17 protein-coding genes and 2 tRNA genes are annotated in these 19,285 nt (G+C 39.7%); 7 read left to right on the top strand and 12 right to left on the bottom strand.

Going from position 1 to position 19,285, the window contains the following annotated elements; all coding sequences use genetic code 11:
- Positions 1-129: 129 nt before the first annotated feature.
- From H5187_RS14555 to H5187_RS14500, 12 genes are all read right to left on the bottom strand, one after another.
- Positions 130-205, bottom strand: a tRNA-Lys gene (locus H5187_RS14555).
- 168 nt (positions 206-373) lie between these two features.
- Positions 374-1,117 carry a tol-pal system protein YbgF gene (gene ybgF / locus H5187_RS14550; RefSeq protein WP_149982323.1) on the bottom strand — a complete coding sequence of 248 codons (744 nt, stop codon included), beginning with the start codon at positions 1,115-1,117 and terminating at the stop codon, positions 374-376.
- A gap of 12 nt (positions 1,118-1,129) precedes the next feature.
- The gene (pal, locus tag H5187_RS14545; protein ID WP_149982324.1) at positions 1,130-1,672 is read right to left on the bottom strand and encodes a peptidoglycan-associated lipoprotein Pal; all 543 of its coding nucleotides are present in this window, start codon (positions 1,670-1,672) and stop codon (positions 1,130-1,132) included.
- Between the two features lie 35 nt (positions 1,673-1,707).
- On the bottom strand, positions 1,708-3,066 hold the full coding sequence (gene tolB / locus H5187_RS14540; RefSeq protein WP_182793963.1) for a Tol-Pal system beta propeller repeat protein TolB: 1,359 nt from the start codon (positions 3,064-3,066) through the stop codon (positions 1,708-1,710).
- 9 nt (positions 3,067-3,075) lie between these two features.
- The gene (tolA, locus tag H5187_RS14535; protein WP_149982326.1) at positions 3,076-4,002 is read right to left on the bottom strand and encodes a cell envelope integrity protein TolA; all 927 of its coding nucleotides are present in this window, start codon (positions 4,000-4,002) and stop codon (positions 3,076-3,078) included.
- Position 4,003: 1 nt separating this feature from the next.
- Entirely contained in the window at positions 4,004-4,438 is a 435-nt protein-coding gene (gene tolR / locus H5187_RS14530) for a protein TolR (protein ID WP_149982327.1), read from the bottom strand.
- Positions 4,425-5,129 carry a protein TolQ gene (gene tolQ, locus H5187_RS14525; RefSeq protein ID WP_149982328.1) on the bottom strand — a complete coding sequence of 235 codons (705 nt, stop codon included), beginning with the start codon at positions 5,127-5,129 and terminating at the stop codon, positions 4,425-4,427. Before tolQ ends, tolR begins: the two co-directional genes overlap by 14 nt.
- 947 nt (positions 5,130-6,076) lie before the next feature.
- Positions 6,077-7,084: a Holliday junction branch migration DNA helicase RuvB gene (gene ruvB, locus H5187_RS14520; protein ID WP_145233092.1), complete on the bottom strand. Its 1,008-nt coding sequence runs from the start codon at positions 7,082-7,084 to the stop codon at positions 6,077-6,079.
- A gap of 7 nt (positions 7,085-7,091) precedes the next feature.
- The gene (gene ruvA / locus H5187_RS14515) at positions 7,092-7,709 is read right to left on the bottom strand and encodes a Holliday junction branch migration protein RuvA (RefSeq protein WP_145233091.1); all 618 of its coding nucleotides are present in this window, start codon (positions 7,707-7,709) and stop codon (positions 7,092-7,094) included.
- Between the two features lies 1 nt (position 7,710).
- The gene (gene ruvC, locus H5187_RS14510; protein ID WP_145233090.1) at positions 7,711-8,235 is read right to left on the bottom strand and encodes a crossover junction endodeoxyribonuclease RuvC; all 525 of its coding nucleotides are present in this window, start codon (positions 8,233-8,235) and stop codon (positions 7,711-7,713) included.
- A gap of 121 nt (positions 8,236-8,356) precedes the next feature.
- On the bottom strand, positions 8,357-10,858 hold the full coding sequence (locus H5187_RS14505) for an ABC transporter permease (RefSeq protein WP_182797980.1): 2,502 nt from the start codon (positions 10,856-10,858) through the stop codon (positions 8,357-8,359).
- Positions 10,848-11,561: an ABC transporter ATP-binding protein gene (locus H5187_RS14500; RefSeq protein ID WP_182797979.1), complete on the bottom strand. Its 714-nt coding sequence runs from the start codon at positions 11,559-11,561 to the stop codon at positions 10,848-10,850. Before H5187_RS14500 ends, H5187_RS14505 begins: the two co-directional genes overlap by 11 nt.
- On the opposite strand from H5187_RS14500, the gene H5187_RS14495 reads away from it, so the two are divergent.
- The 7 genes from H5187_RS14495 to H5187_RS14465 all read left to right on the top strand — a co-directional run bounded on the left by H5187_RS14495 (position 11,562) and on the right by H5187_RS14465 (position 19,250).
- Positions 11,562-12,182 carry an arylesterase gene (locus tag H5187_RS14495; RefSeq protein WP_145233087.1) on the top strand — a complete coding sequence of 207 codons (621 nt, stop codon included), beginning with the start codon at positions 11,562-11,564 and terminating at the stop codon, positions 12,180-12,182.
- Positions 12,183-12,288: 106 nt separating this feature from the next.
- Positions 12,289-12,365: transfer RNA gene (locus H5187_RS14490), tRNA-Pro, on the top strand.
- A gap of 584 nt (positions 12,366-12,949) precedes the next feature.
- On the top strand, positions 12,950-13,855 hold the full coding sequence (locus H5187_RS24645) for a YbjQ family protein (protein ID WP_259401729.1): 906 nt from the start codon (positions 12,950-12,952) through the stop codon (positions 13,853-13,855).
- 459 nt (positions 13,856-14,314) lie between these two features.
- Entirely contained in the window at positions 14,315-15,937 is a 1,623-nt protein-coding gene (locus H5187_RS14480) for a PKD domain-containing protein (RefSeq protein ID WP_182797978.1), read from the top strand.
- 389 nt (positions 15,938-16,326) lie between these two features.
- The gene (locus H5187_RS14475; protein ID WP_182717368.1) at positions 16,327-17,241 is read left to right on the top strand and encodes a zinc dependent phospholipase C family protein; all 915 of its coding nucleotides are present in this window, start codon (positions 16,327-16,329) and stop codon (positions 17,239-17,241) included.
- A gap of 1 nt (position 17,242) precedes the next feature.
- Positions 17,243-17,647 (top strand): hypothetical protein, encoded by a 405-nt coding sequence (locus H5187_RS14470; RefSeq protein ID WP_149982333.1) that lies wholly within the window; start codon positions 17,243-17,245, stop codon positions 17,645-17,647.
- A gap of 91 nt (positions 17,648-17,738) precedes the next feature.
- Positions 17,739-19,250: an OmpA family protein gene (locus H5187_RS14465; RefSeq protein ID WP_182797977.1), complete on the top strand. Its 1,512-nt coding sequence runs from the start codon at positions 17,739-17,741 to the stop codon at positions 19,248-19,250.
- Positions 19,251-19,285 lie beyond the last annotated feature (35 nt).

Here is a 19,285-nt window from a genome sequence, read left to right as displayed (position 1 = left end):
GACCAATGGATTAAAAGTCCACTGCTCTACCAACTGAGCTAATGACCCGCTCTGCTGCTGCAACAAAATGCAACAAAACATTAATACGTAAATCCGCCGATAAAGACCATTCTATTATTAAATAATGAATGGTGGGTCATGATGGACTTGAACCATCGACCAATGGATTAAAAGTCCACTGCTCTACCAACTGAGCTAATGACCCGCTCTTTTTGTCGCAATTCGAGTGGTTGAACCATTCGTTTGCTGCGGGCGCTTATAATACTTATTTAAAAAATGAGTGCAACAGAAAATGTCTCTTTTTTTAAGTTTTTATGTCTAGTTGACCAATTTTAGACCGCTTATGACAAAAAGCAGTCTAATCAAACTGATTCTACATTTTTGAAAGGCGATCAGTGGCCAATTTTGCAGCAGTTGTACTTGGGTATTGGTTAAGTAAATCATTAAAGGTTTTTGACGCTTGTTCGGCTAAACCTTGCTCTTGTAATAAAGTACCAAGCTTTAACATGGCATCTGGACGCTTATTTGAATTTGGAAATTCATTTACAACAACTTTAAAATGTTCCGATGCCTTTACTGGATCATTTTTAATTGTTAATAATTGTCCTAACCAATAATGAGCGTTAGACGCATACACAGAATTTGGATATGTTGTTAAAAACGTTTGAAACTCTGGAATTGCCTGATCATAGCGCTTATCCTTCATGATTAATGCCACTGCACGCTCGTATGCCTCATTCTCAGACAGATCAGAACTTATAGCTTGCGATGCAACAGGCTCTGCGTGTTGCTCTGCACTAGGTTGCGAGTAAGCTTGGCTAACGCGATTTTCTATTTCTTGATACAGCTCACGTTGACGTTGCAGTACTTTTTCAAGCTTATAGGTCTGCTCTTCAGTGATCCCGCGAACCTGGCTCACTTCATCTTGCAGCCTATTTAACTGTTGCTGTAACTCAACTTGTAATAAATTTCTCGACTGCATCATACTTTCAAGGGCAGCAAGGCGTTTTTCTATACTCGATTGTGAACTCGCAGCTTCTGAAACAGGAGCGGGAGCAGCCCAAACATGGGTGCTCCCGCTCAATATCATGGCTGCCAAAATAATTTTCGGCTTCATAATGTCTCTAATTTAGTAAACTAGTACCGCACGGCGGTTTTTAGCGAAAGCAGATTCAGTACGTGATTTAACCATCGGCTTTTCTTCACCGTAGCTCACTACTGACATTTGGCTTGCAGAAACACCTAAACTTTGTAGGTATTTTTCAACTGCTTGGCCACGGTGCTCACCCAGTGCAATATTGTACTCAGGAGTGCCACGCTCATCAGCATGACCTTCAATTAATACTTTAACAGATGGGTTTTTAACTAAAAACTCAGCATGTGCACGAAGTAATTCGCCATACTGACCTTGAATAGTCGCAGTATCAAAACCAAAGTAAATCACTTGTTCTTGACGCAATTCGTCATACTTCTGACGAAGTTCTTCTTGAGCCTGCTGCTCTGGCGTTAATGTCGCAACTTCGACAGTGTCATTATCAGTTGTTTGCTCAACAGTCGCTTGATTTGATTGATTTGCTGCACCTTCATCGATATCCGAAGATGAGCTACAAGCTGCTAGTGTCATAACTGGCACAGCAATTAGCAGGCCTTTAAGTATTTTATTAAGTTGCATTGAGTAGATTCCTATATTGAGTAAACCAGCAAAAATTACTGTAAATAAGGCGACCACGCGGGTGCCTTTACTTGTCCATTTAGCACAGGTAACCGTGCTTTAAAGCGACCGTCCATTGATACTAGCGCTAGTACCTGCTTATTATTATGTAGCGTGCTATAGATGATCATCGAACCATTTGGTGCTACGCTCGGTGACTCATCTAGGCGCGTTCGTGTTAACACTTGAAATGCGCCTGTAGCCAGCTCTTTCTTAGCAAGATGGTACTGCCCGTTGGTACGGTTAACCATCACTAATTCTTTGCCGTCAGGGGTAATAGAACCAGCTAGATTCATATCACCATCAAAGGTCATTCGTTGTGACCTACCTGTTTGTAAATTTAACTTATAAATCTGAGCATTACCACCCCTTTCAGAAGTAAACACTATATCTTGACCATTCGGATGCCAAGACGGTTCAGTATCTATACTACGGTGGTTAGTCAATCGGGTTTCTTTACGCGTTGCTAAGTCTAGCATATACACTTCAGTAGCGCCGTTTCTGTCTTTTGATAGCACCAATAGTAGTTTTTTACCATCGGGTGAGAATTGTGGCGCACCATTAATACCTTGGTGACTTGTTATGAGTTCACGCTTACCAGTGTATAAATCTTGGATATAAATTTGGCTTTGACGATTTTCAAAGGTTACATACGCTAGTTTAGTGCCATCTGGTGACCATGCTGGTGACATAAGCGGCTCTTGCGAGCGTAATAAAACCTGCTCATTAAAACCATCATAATCTGCAACTACTAACTGGTAAGGCTTTGGTTCATCATCACGTACAATCACATAAGCAATTTTAGTTAAAAATGCGCCGCGCTCACCGGTGAGTTTTTCATAAATAACATCACTGATACGGTGTGCATAACGTCTAAAACCGGTATCACTGATCACACTTTCGCGTGCTTCTTGAATATGATCTTGGTTTTTAATGAGTTTTCCGTTACTCATCATTTGCGTTTCACCGCCAGTGATTTGGCCTCGGATAACATCAATAAGCTCATAGCGTACTAAGTAACGGCCATCAGTTTGTTGTTCAACTTCACCAACTAAAATCGCTTCAACGCCTTTATTTACCCAAGCGCCATAATCTACGTCTGCGTCTTTACTAGGTAACTGTGGCATGGCATTAACGTCAATGGGTTTAAATTTACCACTACGCATTAAATCCGCAGCAATCACATCACTGAGCTTTTGTGGAATTGGCCCCATACCTTTATATTTAAATGGCACGATCGCAATAGGTCGCGCGCCATCAATGCCTTCGGTTATGACTATTTCAAGTGCCGCATTTGCAACACTGGTAAAGCCTAAAACGAAAATTAAACAAACTGTTTTCAACTTGTTGAACATACCATTCCTTTAAAATTGTGGCTTAATTGTTAAGTTAATATTTTTTAATTGCTCAAACACATCTTTATCTTTAGAAACTGGCAGTGTATCAGCCATACGAACCGCTCTAAGCGCCGCTTCACATACTAACTTATCACCACCTAAAGATGTAACTTGTGTGACCAGACCATTAAAACCTAAGCGAATATTCACACGGCATTGTTGGTTTTTCATCTTTTCATCAATTAATAAATTTTGCTGAATACGTGCCATAATTAATGCTTTATATTTATCAACCTCAGTGCCTACCTGTTGCTGACGTATTTTATTACGTGCAGCTTGCTCTGTAGCCAGTTGCTCTTGCAGCATTTGCTCTTGTAACGCTTTTTGACGTGCCTCTTCAGCAGCTTCTGCACGTTTTTTAGCGGCTAACTCTTCGCGTTTACGGTCGTCTTCAGCTTTCTTTAAAGCCTCTTCTTCTGCTTTACGTTTTTCAGCAGCCGCTTTAGCAGCAAGTTCAGCTTGTTCTTTTTGCTTTTCAGCCTGCTGCGCTTTTTCACGTTCTTTTTGCTCTATTTCACGCGCTTTTTTAGCTTGAGCTTGGGCTTGTGCGGTTTCTTTCTCTTTCGCGCGACGCTCTTGCTCTAGCTTTTTGATCCGGCGGTCTTCAGATTCACGCTGTTTACGTGCATCAGATGCTCGACGTTCTAAATCACGAATGCGTTTATCTTCAGCACGTTTTTTATCATCTTCTTTGCGTTTCAACTCAGCAATTTTTTGTTCAACCATTTTCTGATCAACAGTCACCGCTGAAACAGCATTTTCAGCATCAGGCATAGCCTTGTTCAAGGTAACTTCCATTACTGTAGGCGGTGAAGTATGAAAACTCGCGGTTCCAATCAAAACGCCAACTATAGCGAGGTGCAATAACACTGATTTTAATACTGAAGGACCCATATTAGCTTTTATTCCCTTCAAACGATTCAGTCATTAATCCAACTGAAGGTACACCGGCATTTTTTAAGAAATCCATCAATAATAATACTTCTTGATACGATACTTTACCTGAGCCTTTGATCATCACTGGGGTTTCTGGGTTTTTCATCAGTTGCAACTTGATAACAGCGGCAACATCTAATGCTTCCATCGGTTCTTCTGGATCAGTACCGATACTGACATAGTACTTACCTTGTGCATCAATTGAAGCAATGATCGGGGGCGTATCTTTAGTATCAACTAAATCTGATTCTTCCATTTTTGGCAAATCAACTTTAACGCCATGAGTGATCAAAGGCGCAGTGGCCATAAAAATAATCAGTAGCACCAGCATTACATCAATGTAAGGAACTACGTTTATCTCTGCAACAGGACGACGCTTCTTACGCTGATACATTCGCTTTTGCCTCTATTTGGGTAGCTGCTTGACGGTGTAAAATATTTGCAAACTCTTCCATAAAGTTAATGTAGTTAGATTCTAGCTTTTCAACTCTATTAGCAAAACGGTTGTATGCAATAACCGCTGGAATAGCAGCGAATAAACCCATAGCTGTTGCAATAAGCGCTTCAGCTATACCTGGGGCAACCATTTGTAAGGTTGCTTGCTTAACTTCGCCTAACGCGATAAAAGCATTCATAATGCCCCATACAGTACCAAACAAACCAATGTAAGGACTGATAGACCCCACTGTTGCTAAAAACGATAAACTTGATTCTAATTTTTCGATTTCGCGAGATAACGCAACTCGCATTGAACGATGCGTCCCTTCCATTACAATGCTAGCACTTTGAAAAGAGTTTTTCTTATGACGAGCAAACTCTTTAAAGCCTGCTATAAATAATGCTTCAACGCCGGTTGAGCTACCGCTACGCGATGAGATCTCATTGTAGAGTTTACTTAAATCAATGCCTGACCAAAATTTTTGCTCAAATCGCTTAGTATTGGATAATGCATCCGAAATTGCTTTTTTACGCTGAAAAATAATTGCCCATGACATCACTGACATAGCTAATAATGCCAGCATAACTAATTGCACAAGAAAACTTGCTTCTAGAATTAAATCTAAAAAATTAAGCCCTGAACCCACATTAAACTCCTAATAAGATTTCTTGTATAAATAACATTTCATTATACGCTAGGTATATGACCGAAAAAATGGCCAAAAGTTGCAACTAGTGTATCTATTCAGCTCAGTACTGACAACGCTATTGCTGTGAATTAGCAACAAAAAACGTTGAAGAGCAGGCTGACTCCAGTTTTATAGCCTTGTTCGGCAATCTTGACGCAACAATTTAAGATTGTACTGCCGAGGTAAATACATGCTGGGGTGCTTATTTATAAACAAAAACTGTGTAAAACACCCTCTTTATTCACTCTTAATGAATAAACAAGCATAATTGACTATGAGCATAGTCATTGCAACAGTTTAACTAATCTATAAAAAAATCATTCAAACAAATAAAACATCACAAATTCAATAGATTAATATACGACCGTGAATTTTATGAACAAAAATAAAGCGCTCATAAAAATCTTGCTATTAGTTTTTTTTATCTGAAAATTAAATTTTTCTAGTTTGAACAAAAACCAACTATTGCGTATTATTCTCCCATACCGAGCTAGCGCAGCAATGAATACTTCATTCAGCCCAGTTCTTTGCAATATGATTCTGATTTTTCGTATTGCTACGCTTAAAGTCTTCTTGATAAAACTTGATGAATTTAAGCAGTGTTACTTAGATTACTTCCTTCAACTTGTTGTTTGCCCGCATTTTATGCGGGCTTTTTTTTGCCTGCAAATCACGCACAGCACTACCTCGCTATGGCGCATACAATATCGTTTACAAACTTAACAGTATGTGAATTGCATTAGCCCAAATAACTAAATAATCTAAACTTTAAGTAATATGCTAATCACGCGATTAACTTAAACACAGCAAAATAGACATTTGAATAGTGGCTAAAAGAACAGTATAGAAGATGTATGAGGTGGGTTTGCAGCCATACGCACGCATACAGCTACAATAAATGTACTTTATTCTTGTTTGGGTAATAAGCCAAAGTGATGATAGGCGTTATCAGACACAATACGCCCTCTTGGCGTACGTTGGATAAATCCTTGCTGGATGAGGTAAGGCTCGATCACATCTTCAATGGTTTCTTTTTCTTCACCGATGGCGGCGGCTAAGTTGTCTAACCCTACCGGCCCCCCCATAAACTTTTCAATGATCGCGAGTAAATATTTACGGTCCATATAATCAAAGCCGCTTTTATCGACATCAATCATATTAAGTGCCAGCTCTGCCACTTCGGCATTTACAGTACCGTCTGATTTAACTTGCGTGTAATCTCGTACCCGGCGTAATAATCGATTGGCGATACGTGGCGTACCACGAGAGCGTTTAGCAATTTCAATGGCGCCTTCATCACACATGGCTAAATTTAAATAATGAGCAGAGCGCCCCACTATAGTCGATAAATCTGCCACCGAATAAAACTCTAAACGCTGCACAATACCAAAACGGTCTCTAAGTGGTGAGGTTAACGAGCCTGCGCGAGTGGTAGCACCAATTAAGGTAAAAGCGGGTAAATCGAGCTTAATGGAACGAGCTGCGGGCCCTTCACCAATCATTAAATCGAGTTGATAATCTTCCATTGCAGGATAGAGTATTTCTTCAACTTGCGGGCTTAGCCTATGTATTTCATCAATAAAAAGTACATCGCCTTCTTCTAAATTGGTCAGTAGTGCGGCTAAATCACCGGCTTTTTCAAGCACTGGGCCCGAGGTTGTTTTAATACTGACATTCAGCTCATTGGCAACAATGTTTGCTAGTGTGGTTTTACCCAAACCCGGCGGACCAAATATTAATAAATGATCAAGCGCTTCACCCCGACTACGTGCAGCTTCTATAAATATTTCCATTTGCTGTTTAACATGGGGCTGACCAGTATAATCGGCTAATAGTTTTGGTCTAATCGCGCGATCGACTACATCTTCATTACTTTGTTCAGTCGCATCTATTAAACGATCCGCTTCAATCATGGTTTACTCACAACATTGATTTTAGAGATTCTTTGATCAGAACCTCTGTAGACATACCAGGCTTGGCCACTGATTTTACTGTTTTTTGTGCTTGCGCCAATTTATAACCTAATGACACTAACGCAGAGATTGCATCATCTGCCGCATTATTAGCAATAAGTGCGTCAGATGCGGGCTCTATAACTGCATTATCACTAAATGGCGTGAATAAGTCATTACCCCAATCTTTTAATCGGTCTTTCATTTCAAGTACCAGGCGCTCTGCGGTTTTTTTACCTACACCTGGCAGTTTCACTAAACTGGTGGCATCTTCGTTATTCACACAGCTAACAAATTGCTTAGCCGACATCCCTGAAAGTATTGCTAATCCGAGCTTTGGCCCAACGCCATTGGCTTTTAATAGCTCTCTAAATAATGCTCGCTCAATTTTATTATTAAAGCCAAATAATAACTGGGCGTCTTCTCTTACTACAAAATGAGTATACACAATGGCATTTTCGCCAATGTTTGGTAAATCATAAAAACACGTCATCGGCATGTTAACTTCGTAACCAACACCGCTTACTTCAAGCAAAATTTCTGGCGGTTGTTTTTCTACTAAGATGCCATTTAAGCGACCTATCATGTTATTTCCTTAATCGTCCTCTAACGGTTTTACTGGCACTGCCCGCTAGTTTTATTAAATTTTGATCGGAATGAGCATGGCATATCGCAATGGCTAATGCATCGGCTGCATCCGCTTGCGGTGTGCCTGGCAATTTTAAAATATTTTTAACCATATGCTGCACTTGCGATTTATCGGCACCACCGTGCCCTACCACCGCTTGTTTAATTTGCCGCGCCGAGTATTCAAACACCGGTAACTCAGCCATTGCCGCACCAACAATTGCAGCCCCTCTGGCTTGGCCTAATTTAAGAGCTGAATCAGGATTATGCGCCATAAATACTTTTTCAATGGCAAAATGATCGGGAGAGAATTGTTCGATTAGTTGACTGATCCCCTGATAAATCATTTTTAATCGAATAGGAAACTCGTGATCGGCCAGTTTTATACAACCGCTACCTAAATAAGTAAATTTAGCACCTTGATGGGCAATCACCCCATAACCGGTTAATCGTGAGCCAGGATCAATCCCTAAAATAATAGCCAATACTTGCCCAATCAGTGTAAATAGTTAAGTACGCTAATAATGCCAGAGCACTGTATAAATTACCAGTGCATTATTGGCATAAAAAAGCCCGTAAAAACGGGCTTGTTTAATTGCTAACCTTTTAGGCTAAAGAGCGTAGTAACCCTTGGGTATTTTTACGCATGGTTCTAGCTATCATAAAGTAGCCCAGTGATGCTACAAACACACCACCCACTAATGGCCCTATTAACCAAATGTGCGGGTGTAACTTACCTGCTAAGTCAAACATCTCACGTTGCACTATTAATAAAGCCACATCACTGACCAACGCAGCGACAAAACCAGCAGCGCTGCCCAGCAATAAAAACTCATATAAAGTGGCATTTTTTATTAGCCGCCCTTTGGCGCCTAAGGTACGCAATATGACAATTTCCTGCATCCGTTCACCAAGGCTTGCTTGCACTTGCGAAATTAAAACTAAGCCACCACACATCACCACTATCGCCAGTACAAATCCAATTGCTAATGACACTTGCGAAATAGTAGAACGTATTTGTTTGACAAAGCTGTCAACGTCGATGGCGTTGATTGTCGGGTAGGCACGTAGTAGCTCACTAAAGTCGCGTTTTTGATCGGCTTCGATACGCACCGATGAAATATACGTCGCAGGAAAATCAGCCAGTACATCAGGACTTAATATAATAAAGAAATTAGGCTTTAAAGTAGCCCAATTAACTTTACGAACACTGGTGATTTTGGCATCAAATGACTGGGCGCCAATCAAAAATGTTAGCGTATCACCCAGTTTCACATCTAAGCGTTCTAGCATAGATTCTTCGATCGATGCTTCAGCGGTGGCATTGTCGCCAAACCACTGCCCGTCTATGATCTCGTTTTGCACAGGGACTTGCTCTAACCATGTAAGGTTTAGCTCACGGCCAATACCTGCGCGTGCTTCTTCGTCTTTCTTCTCGTTATCTTGCAATGAGACTTCGCGAGCAACTAATTCACCGTTAACAGCGTTTACGCGACCACGAATAGTCGGATAGAACTCAGATACTTGAATATTTTTTTGCTCTAAAAAGCTTGTTACGTCTGGCAATTCAGTTTCGGTTATATTGACTAAAAAAGCATTCGGCGCGTCGCTTGGAAGTTGCGATTGCCAATCTGCGATCATATCGTTTTTCAGCACCACTAAAAATAACAATAGCTTTATTGCCAACGAAAAGCTGATCAACTGTACCGCATTAGCATTGGCACGTTTTTGCAACGAAGCAATCGCTAATGACCAACTATTCCCCGGGCGCAATCCTAGTTTACGTCCGCTGCCAAAAATTAACCGCGATAATAAAAACAGTATCGCAATCAAAATTAAAGTAGAGACAAACAAAATAGCGGTAATTTTAAGGTTATTACTAAACAACCACATTAATAAAAAGACTGTTAAGCCCGACATCGCTAAATGCACTTTACTTACTAATAGCTTATCGCCTAAGTTACGGCGTAATACCCTAAGCGGTGGAATATCAAATAAATCTAATAACGGCTTGATTGAAAACATCACGGCACAGATAACGCCAGTACTAATCGCCACAAACCACGGTTTTATACCCGCAGCAGGAAGAGTATTGTTCATTGATTTAGCTAAATAACCAGTAGCTATCTCTTGTAAACCATAGCCAATGGCTAAGCCAAGTATGACCGACAAAGCACACACCAGTGATAAATGCAGTAAGTAAATTTTGCGAATTGTCGATCGGCTACCACCTAAGGTTTTCATCATCGCAACTGGGTCATATTGGCGTTCGCAATAACGCTTTGCAGACACGGCAATCGCCACCGCCGCTAAAATAATGCCCAATAATCCCGCTAATAATAAAAAGCTTTCAGCGCGGTTTAAGCTATTTGCAATCGGCGACTGTCTGTCTTTAACACCATACCATTGCTGATTTTCTTTCATTTGTGGTTTTAGCCAGCTATAAAAGTCAGTAAGGTTACTCTCATACCCTGCATACAACTGGCGGTAAAAAACACGGCTGCCCGGCTGGATCACTTCAGTTTTGTCTACATCTTGGTTATTTAACAACACACGACGACTACTTGAAAAAATATTAAATGGCGCATCAGGCTCTTCCACCAATACTTTTTCAATATTAAATTGCGCAGCGCCAAGCTCAACCGTATCACCTACTTTTACATTTAGTGCATAAAATACCGATTCACTAAACCACACATTACCAACAGTTGGCCCTTGCGTGGCCACTTCAACCTCTCCGGTTAAGCTGCTTTTAACTTTTAGTTCGCCCTTAAGTGGGTAATGCTCCGACACCGCTTTTACTGAGCTTAATTGCATTTCGTCATTAGCAAACAGCATAGTATCAAAGTAAGTTAGCTGTGCGGTTTGTAAGTTGTATTCGCTTGCTGTTGTTAAATATTCACCCGGTAATTCATGGTTGCTTGCCAGCACGCGATCAGCGGCAATAAAGGCACTGCTTTTTTGTGCGATGCTTTGCCCTATGCGATCAGTCACCATAGAAAGCGTTAGTACTGTTAATACTGCCAACGCTATGGCCGCACAAATCACCGTGAGTTCACCACGGCGAAATTCACGGCTAAATAATTTTAATGCTAATTTAACCCACATTCGCCATAGCCTCATTGGTATTTTTAACTAATTGACCCGCTTCAATTTGTAACACATGCTGGCACTTTGCTGCTAACACCTCGTCATGTGTGACTAAAATCAACGTCGTGCCATGAAGCTGATTAAGCTCGAATAGCAGTGACTCAATTAACTTACCATTTTTGCTATCAAGATTTGCTGATGGCTCATCGGCGAATAAAATCTTTGGTGTGCCAATAAATGCGCGAGCAATCGCTACACGCTGCTGCTCACCACCAGACAATTGCGACGGATAATGCTCAATACGATGACTTAAACCTACTTTTTCCAGAAGCTCGAGTGCTTGTTGCTTGGCATTTTTTTCACCAGCGAGCTCTGCCGGTAACATCACATTCTCAAGTGCTGTTAAACTCTGTACCAACATAAATGATTGAAATACAAAACCGACTTTTGCAGCTCTTAATGCCGCACGCGCTTCTTCATCAAGTTCATGCAGTGGCTCACCATCTAAATAAATTGATCCCTGAGTCGATTGATCAAGCCCTGCGAGCAAACTTAATAAAGTTGATTTACCTGAACCTGAGGTACCAACTACAGCAACTGAGTCTCCAGACTTGACATTAAAGGTGATGTCACTGAGGATGGGCAAATCCCCTTCAAGGGTATTAACCGTTTTAGAAAGACCTTTAACCTGAATGATATTTAATTGAGATAGCGCTGACATATGATGTATTCAATCCTACGTTTTATTTTCGTTTTACTATTAGTAATCAAACCACTTAGTGCGGCAGCTGACAACACAATTTTAATTTTAGGTGATAGTTTAAGCGCCGCCTACGGCTTAAAACAAGAGCAAGGCTGGGTTAAACTGTTACAAGATAAGTACGACAACGAGCAAGCACCAATCCAACTTATCAATGCCAGTATCAGTGGCGAAACCACCGGTGGCGCACTGCGTCGTTTAGACGCCCTACTTAATGAGTTTCAACCGAGCCATGTACTTATAGAGCTTGGTGGTAACGACGGCCTGCGTGGCTTTCCAATTAAACGCCTAAAAGAAAACCTAGCCAGTTTAGTAAGCAAGAGCAAGCAAGCTGATGCCAAAGTAGCGATTATGGAAGTACACATCCCGCCTAACTATGGGCCACGTTATACCGGATTATTTACCGCTAGTTTTGCTGAGGTTGCGGGTGCCACAAACAGCCATTTAATGCCATTTTTTATCTTGAATGTCGCTGCTGATAATAGCCTGATGCAAAACGACAACATACACCCTAACAAAACTGCTCAACCTATACTACGAGATGTGATGTATAAATCGATCAATGACTGGATAAATAACTAAACATCCTCATAAAATGATTTATTTCACTCAGTACGTGCAATAAATGTTCAAACAAACAAAAGCTTATTGATTTTTGAAAAAATATACGTACTATTGCTTGCAACGTCGGTATGTAGCGCAGCTTGGTAGCGCACTGTCATGGGGTGGCAGGGGTCGAGAGTTCGAATCTCTCCATACCGACCATTTAATTCAACAACTTAACCTCATTTATATATAAGTTGTTTTCTTTAAAAGCCTTTCGTGTAGCCAATCTGTAGCCACTCTACTCATTTTATAGCTGGGAAATAAAGCTTACTTCATTTAGCTGTTCGTGCGTACTGGTTACGAAACTCCCGTTTTACGATGTCTGAAAATACCCTAAATAAACTTAGCTAGTTTCGTGTATTGATCTAAGCTATTGCGTAAGCCCCACACACCAGAAAGCCGTTTCTTTGTAGATACCTAAATAAGCTTTTCCGAGTCCAATTGTTCCCCCAGCTTGTCTTAATACCTTTATTATTAAGGTGATTTACTAAAGCATAACAACTAGGATTTTTGTATCGGCTAGATTGATTGAGCAATTCCACCAGCGCTTTAAAAATTAGTTTATCGTTTTCTATTCGATGTGAATTTTGCATAACTCCCCTTTATTAAGTCATATTATACCCTTTTATATGCTAATGTTTGGTTGGCAGAGTTAAAGCATGTTTGTATAGCTATCAACATATGCTTGAAGTTCAATTCTACAATCAAGCTACTTTTTACTATTAAAGTTTCTAAGGAGAGATATGTTTTTTTCTAAAAGTGATAAATCAACACCATCAAATACTAAGCCTGACTGGAGCTTAAAAGATAAAGAGCTAATAAATAATATAACTGGTAACACATATAATACATCAGACTTAGCATACGCATTAAAGAAAGACGGGCATAATGCTATTGCAGCCATTTGGTATAAAGGCCAATTTTTATGCAACTTAACAACGCTCTACAGTCAATCTGGTATTTATAAAAATCATGGTATGAAAGAATGCGATGCTTTCATAGAAGGCTTCGACGATACAAACCTAGCTGACCTAAACAGCAATGAAATAGAAATATCTTTGCCTTACCTTAAATTCATGAACAAAGAATTTGGATTAGCGGGAATCAGAACCCAGCAAAACCAAAACCATTACGATGTGCTCTATTATGGTAAATACTTAACACAAATTTCTGAGTCTGTAGCTAACACAATAGAGAAAGCTAAAGATATCCACCTAACCAGAAAATATGGTGTTAATGGCAGTAAAGCCAAACAAGACTATGATAAACAGAAAATAGAACACGCTATTGCAAGTAAACTAAACAAAGTTGAAGCAAAAGACGTACTACTGACAACCGAAACAGCGCCAAACTTAAATATTACAAAACGTATTGATGTTATTAGTGCCGAATGCGCTTATGGCATGAACATTTTTAAAGATATTTTTGCAAGTTTTAGTGATACTTTTGGAGGTCGCAGTAACAGCATACAAAACACGCTTAGAGATGCCCGTAAAACAGCACTAAATGAACTTAGAAAAGAAGCCTATTCTCTAGGTGCTAATGCCGTAATAGGTATAGATCTAGACTACAGTGAGATATCAGGCGGTGGTAAATCAGGTATGTTATTTATCGTTGCTTCGGGCACAGCTGTAATTATCGAGAATTAAACATAGCTATATTATATGTGCTCTATACTGCCCGAAAAGCCATATCAAAATTCTATTCAAAGAAGTTAAAATGCCTCTTTAATATATTGTTATTAAAACACTTTTCCTGTAGGTGCTTTCGCAAAGCCTATATATCTTGAATGCGAAATTATAAAGCTAGACAGCCACTCTAATTGAACAAACAATGCTGTTCCACCACATTTACTTTTTAGGTTAAGAGTTAATCTTTTACTACAAGGTTACTTTCATTTTTTCTATTTAATAAGTTATTAATCCGCTTAAACCTAAATTGCGCGCACGAAAATGACTGCACAATTGCAGTTTTAACTTTTTACTGAGGGCTTTTAACTTAACTTCTATATTTGCACAAGCTGACCTTTGTGCTGAACAAATTTTAACTAGATTAAATATTCTAAAGCATGTATTTTGTTTGCCAGGATAAAGTATAGGGACATTAAAATGAATAAAAAATTAATATTATTGGCTTTATTTCTTGGGGTAACACTAACCGCGTGCGGCGGTTCAGGTAGTTCAACTAAGCCACAAGTAGAAAATAATAATCTCAGTGATAGCGATAAAGATACATCTACCGATAGTTCAACCGGCTCAGGTGCCATTACTGCTAAAATCAATCCGATCCAATCGGTATACACCGGTTCAACGGTCAGATTAGTAGGAACAAGTAGCATTGTTCCTGCCATTTCAAGCGTGGATTGGTCAATTATTGAAAAGCCTGATAATAGCTCTGCAAAAATAGCAAATAATAGCAGCCTAATGAGCGAGTTTGTTGCCGATATAGCTGGTACATATCAAATTCAGCTAATCATTAAGTCAGGTTCAACAGAGTCTATTGCTACAGCGTCAGTGAGCATTTCAGATAAACCGATTGAGCCAAAAAATCATGCCCCAACAGCTGTTATTACTCCTTTTGAGGAAAAAGCGGGTAAAAATAAGCAAGTAACACTAAGTGGAAAAAATAGCTCAGATGCTGATGGCGATAATATTTATTATAAGTGGCAAGTTACCAGTGCTAACAATGCATTAGACTTCTTTCTCACCAACCCTGAAGGACAAAGTGCTAGTTTTGAAGGAAGAGACTATGGCATATTCACGATCAGCTTAACGGTACATGATGGTAAAGCCTATTCAGAAACGGTAACTAAACAGATAGAAGTATATGATGATAGACCAGAGCTCATAGCATCATTTGACGCACCTGAAACCGCTGAAGTGAACGAGTTTATTAACCTTGATGCAAAAGACAGCATGCAATACAATTTTGCGACTCCTATGTTTAGCTTCGACAGTGTTCCTGCTACCAGCAAGGTAACATTAGCCTATACTATGTCGTATCTCTCCTTCTTTATTCCAGATGTTGCCGGTGAATACAAGGTTCGTTTTACACTCAAAGATAGAAATAGTGACCGTACGGAATCAGTCGTAAAAACGATAACGGTCTCAGAGAAACAGAGCGATGCTGGTAAAACAGCAATTTCATTTAGTTCCGACCAAAATGCACCACCAGCACTTAACGTCTTGCCAAGCCCATTGCTTAATACCTTTACCCTATCAGAGCAATTATTCTACGCTGAAGTACAAGATCCTGAGGGCGCGCAAGTAGAGTTGAGCTGGAAGTGGCTAAATAGGCCAGCGAATAGCCAAGCAGATATTATTGCTGAAACAGGTAGCCGCGCTAGAGTTCGTTTTGATGTTGCTGGCTTTTACATTTTACAAGTCGCCGCCTCTGACGGAGAAAACACCACGAACAGGTTTGTCGCAATCAAAGTAGAAGATCCCGATAACTCCGCGCCGACCATTATCGATGTTGAGATGTTCGGGAATAAAATCAAAGGCAGTAATTTAACACTCAAAGCACAAGCCTATGACAAAGAAACAGATCCCATTACCTACACATGGCTCGTATTATTGCCAAATGGCAGGGCTGCATCTATTGGTAACGAAACAAGTGATACAGCAATATTGCCTTTAGTTTCCTCAGGTAACTATCAAGTGCTTGTTTATGCAAAAGATGATATAGCTCCTTATTCGAGTCATAAACGCATTACATTTATCGTTGAGTAACAACTGATGCGGCACGCTTAGCTCGTGCCGCTGACCCGCTCACTGTCTTTTTTAGCTCCATCATAAACTCCTTTACCCTGTGAATAAACGAGTCAACACTCACCATAAGCCGATTCCTCTAAAAGATATGCTTGAGTTATGCCCAACTCAGCTAGTTTTGTCTCCGCTTCTTGGCAACTAAACTCCTACTAAAATAGATAGCCATTTTAGAGCTTGGCAGTAGCCTGTGAGCTCGATGGATTTAAGCTCAAGTTACGTTTATTGATAACTAAAATTACGCAGTCCATTTTAAAGCTAACTAATAAGCCTATTTGACTAATTACTTAACCATTGCAACTTGGATCAATTGCAAATATATTAACAAAACTACTAAGTAGAAGGATTTACTGATGCCAGGTGCCTTTGCACACATTACTGCGGCTAACTTAGCTACTGAGAATAACGCCCTGATTGGAATGAATATTCCTACCAAAGCAAAGCTGATCTTAAGTCAAAATCAAAAATACCTTGAGTTAGGCTGTGTATCGCCTGACTACCCTTATTTAGCTGTGGGTAATTCAGAGCAAAATAAATGGGCTGATTTAATGCATTATCACAATACCGGTGATGTAATTAAAGAAGCAGTAAAGTATTGCAAAAATCTAGAGGGATCAGCGCAAGAAAAATGCTTTGCTTGGCTGTGTGGTTATATGTCGCATGTTGCAGCTGATATCACCATTCATCCCGTGGTCGAGCTTAAAGTGGGCCCGTATGAGCAAAACCAAACTGACCACCGCACTTGTGAAATGAATCAAGACGCTTATATTTGGCCAAGGTTAAACTTGGGTGAAATTGGCCTTGCTGATCGCTTTCGGCTTAATATCGGCTCATGTAGCAGCCAAAATAACTGCCTTGATGAAGATATTAAACAACTGTGGCAGCATGTTTTATCGCATATCCACCCAGATTACACACAATCAGCAGCTCCTGACTTTGATGCGTGGCATTCAGGCTTTCAACTGGTTGTTGATCATGCTGAAGAAGGATATCGACTCTTCCCATGGGCAAGGCATGTTGCGGCAAACAATGGGCTACTCTACCCTCGCCAAGATGAGATTGATTACACTTACATTGAGCAGCTTAATACTCCAAATGGCCCAATGCACTACGACGACATTTTTAATTTAGCGGTTGAAAATATACAGTATTTTATATCGATTATTGCTAATGCTATTTTTAATGATGGAGAGTGCTGGCAAATTTGTAATTGGAATTTAGACAACGGTAAAGACGAAAATGGCAACTTAACCGCGTGGAATATTTAAAATGAAATACTTAACTCTAATCTTAGTAATTGTTTTATCTGTGGGCTGCTCTAGCCTAGCTAATGCACATGATCCAGAAAAGATGGCTGATCTTGCATCACAACTAAAAGATATTTCAGCCGCGGTTGATGGCACATTAAAGTTCAGCACCAAAACCTATACTGATCCGCAAGCATTACTAATGGCTGCTATCAACAGCAATAAAAACAAACTCACCCCTTTTGAGGACTATCAGTTAAAAGTTTTCATTCAAGATAAAAATGCCATTTTATTACTGTGTGAGGATGACATTTTACTTATTGAAGATGCTGGCTGTACTGCGCCATCCGATATCCAGCATTGGCAATCAACTGACACTCAAGCCTGTAAAGTTACTATCAACGCCAGCAAAATTTGTAAGCGTTAAAAAATTGCGATTTATTCTTTTTTATAAAGTTTAATTAGGCCAACTTATTTTTTAAATACAATGTTTACCTTCATTAATAAAAGGAATTTCAATGAATAACAAAATAACCAAGGTACTTATATTTTGTATCGCCCCCCTAATATGTGTATTTAACCTACACGCAGAGCCTTTGCTTTCCCCCTATCCAAGTGCCAAGCTGGAGAATTCCGTTATTTTAGCGGGTGAGGAAACTCGCCTTGTTACAAAGTTTGTTGCTACAGCTGAAAAGTCTCAACAATTTGAGTATAAAAAATTCATTGGTGATACAGGCCATTACGCTTATACGATAAAAAATGTTGCTTCGTTAAAGGTAACAAAAAATTATGAAAGTGCGTTAAGTGATGCTGGTTTTAAAGTGGTTTATACATGCTCTTTAAGTGATTGTTATTCAGGAGATAAACGTGAACAAAGAAAATTATTAGCTGAAAAGTCTAGCTACTTTAACCCTAGTAATCAATTCCAACAACCTCACTATATTTTCGCCACAAAAGGGGATGAGTCCCTCGATGCTGCTATTTCGTTATTTGTTGGTCAGTATGAAAATACGACGCGAGTATTATTAACCACAGTGGATATAAAAGACATTGAATCAGGACTTGTCACTGCCAATTTTGACGCATTTACCAAACACAATAATAAACAGATAACCAAGGCACCGCGTAAAGATAAAGGGGGCTCAGCAGATCATCCATTAATAAGTCGCTATCCTAGTAGTTATATTGAAGATTACAAACAGGTTGATTATGAAGAATTCAGCATTCCTGTTGGTATTGTTGATACAAAAACAAACACACTGCCAATGCTAGACGTTACCGGAGACTTAACCCAAATTACTTATATCGTAAACAGGGTGTCAACGCTAAAAATTTATCATAATTATCTAAGTGCTTTAGTAAAAGCAGGGTTTGAAACGGTATTCTCTTGTCAAAAAGATACATGCAGTGGTAACACCAGAGATAGATTAATCCGTGAGGATTTACAAAAGTTAGGTGATAAGCTCGCTGTAAAACAAGCTTATAATTACTGGCGCCAACCTCGATACCAAGTTATGAAAAGTACTGTTGAGGGCCAAACTACCTATGTAGCTTTTTTCATCGGTAACTATGAAGGCGATTCTCGTATTCAGCTTGTAGTGATGCGGAGCGAGCCATTATTAACTGGGTTAATAGAGACAAATAGCGATAAAGTGTTAGAGCAACTTAAGCAAAAAGGTAAAGCCTCAATCTATGGGGTGTTATTTGACTACGATAAAGCGGTCATAAAGCCTGAATCTAAACAATCATTGGATGTCATTGCGCAAGTTTTAGAAAAAAATAAGGCATTGAGTTTGTATGTGGTTGGTCACACAGATGATAAAGGCTCTGCAGAATATAATTTAGACCTTTCTAAACGTCGGGCTGATGCGGTCGTTAAAGCTTTAATTGCTGACTATGGTATCGCTAAAACAAGGTTAATACCTCAAGGTGTTGGCCCCTATGCTCCCGCAGCCACTAACAAAAACGAATTAGGTCGAGAGCTAAATCGACGTGTTGAGTTAGTCGAAAGGTTATCTGATTCAAAATAATTACGTATCGCGAAAAATGCATATTAACGCCATTG

The sequence above is a fragment of the Pseudoalteromonas sp. SG44-1 genome (assembly GCF_014164315.1).
GTDB lineage: Bacteria > Pseudomonadota > Gammaproteobacteria > Enterobacterales > Alteromonadaceae > Pseudoalteromonas > Pseudoalteromonas rhizosphaerae.
Note: the sequence above shows the minus strand (reverse complement) of the source record. Positions and strands in the feature narration are given on the sequence as shown.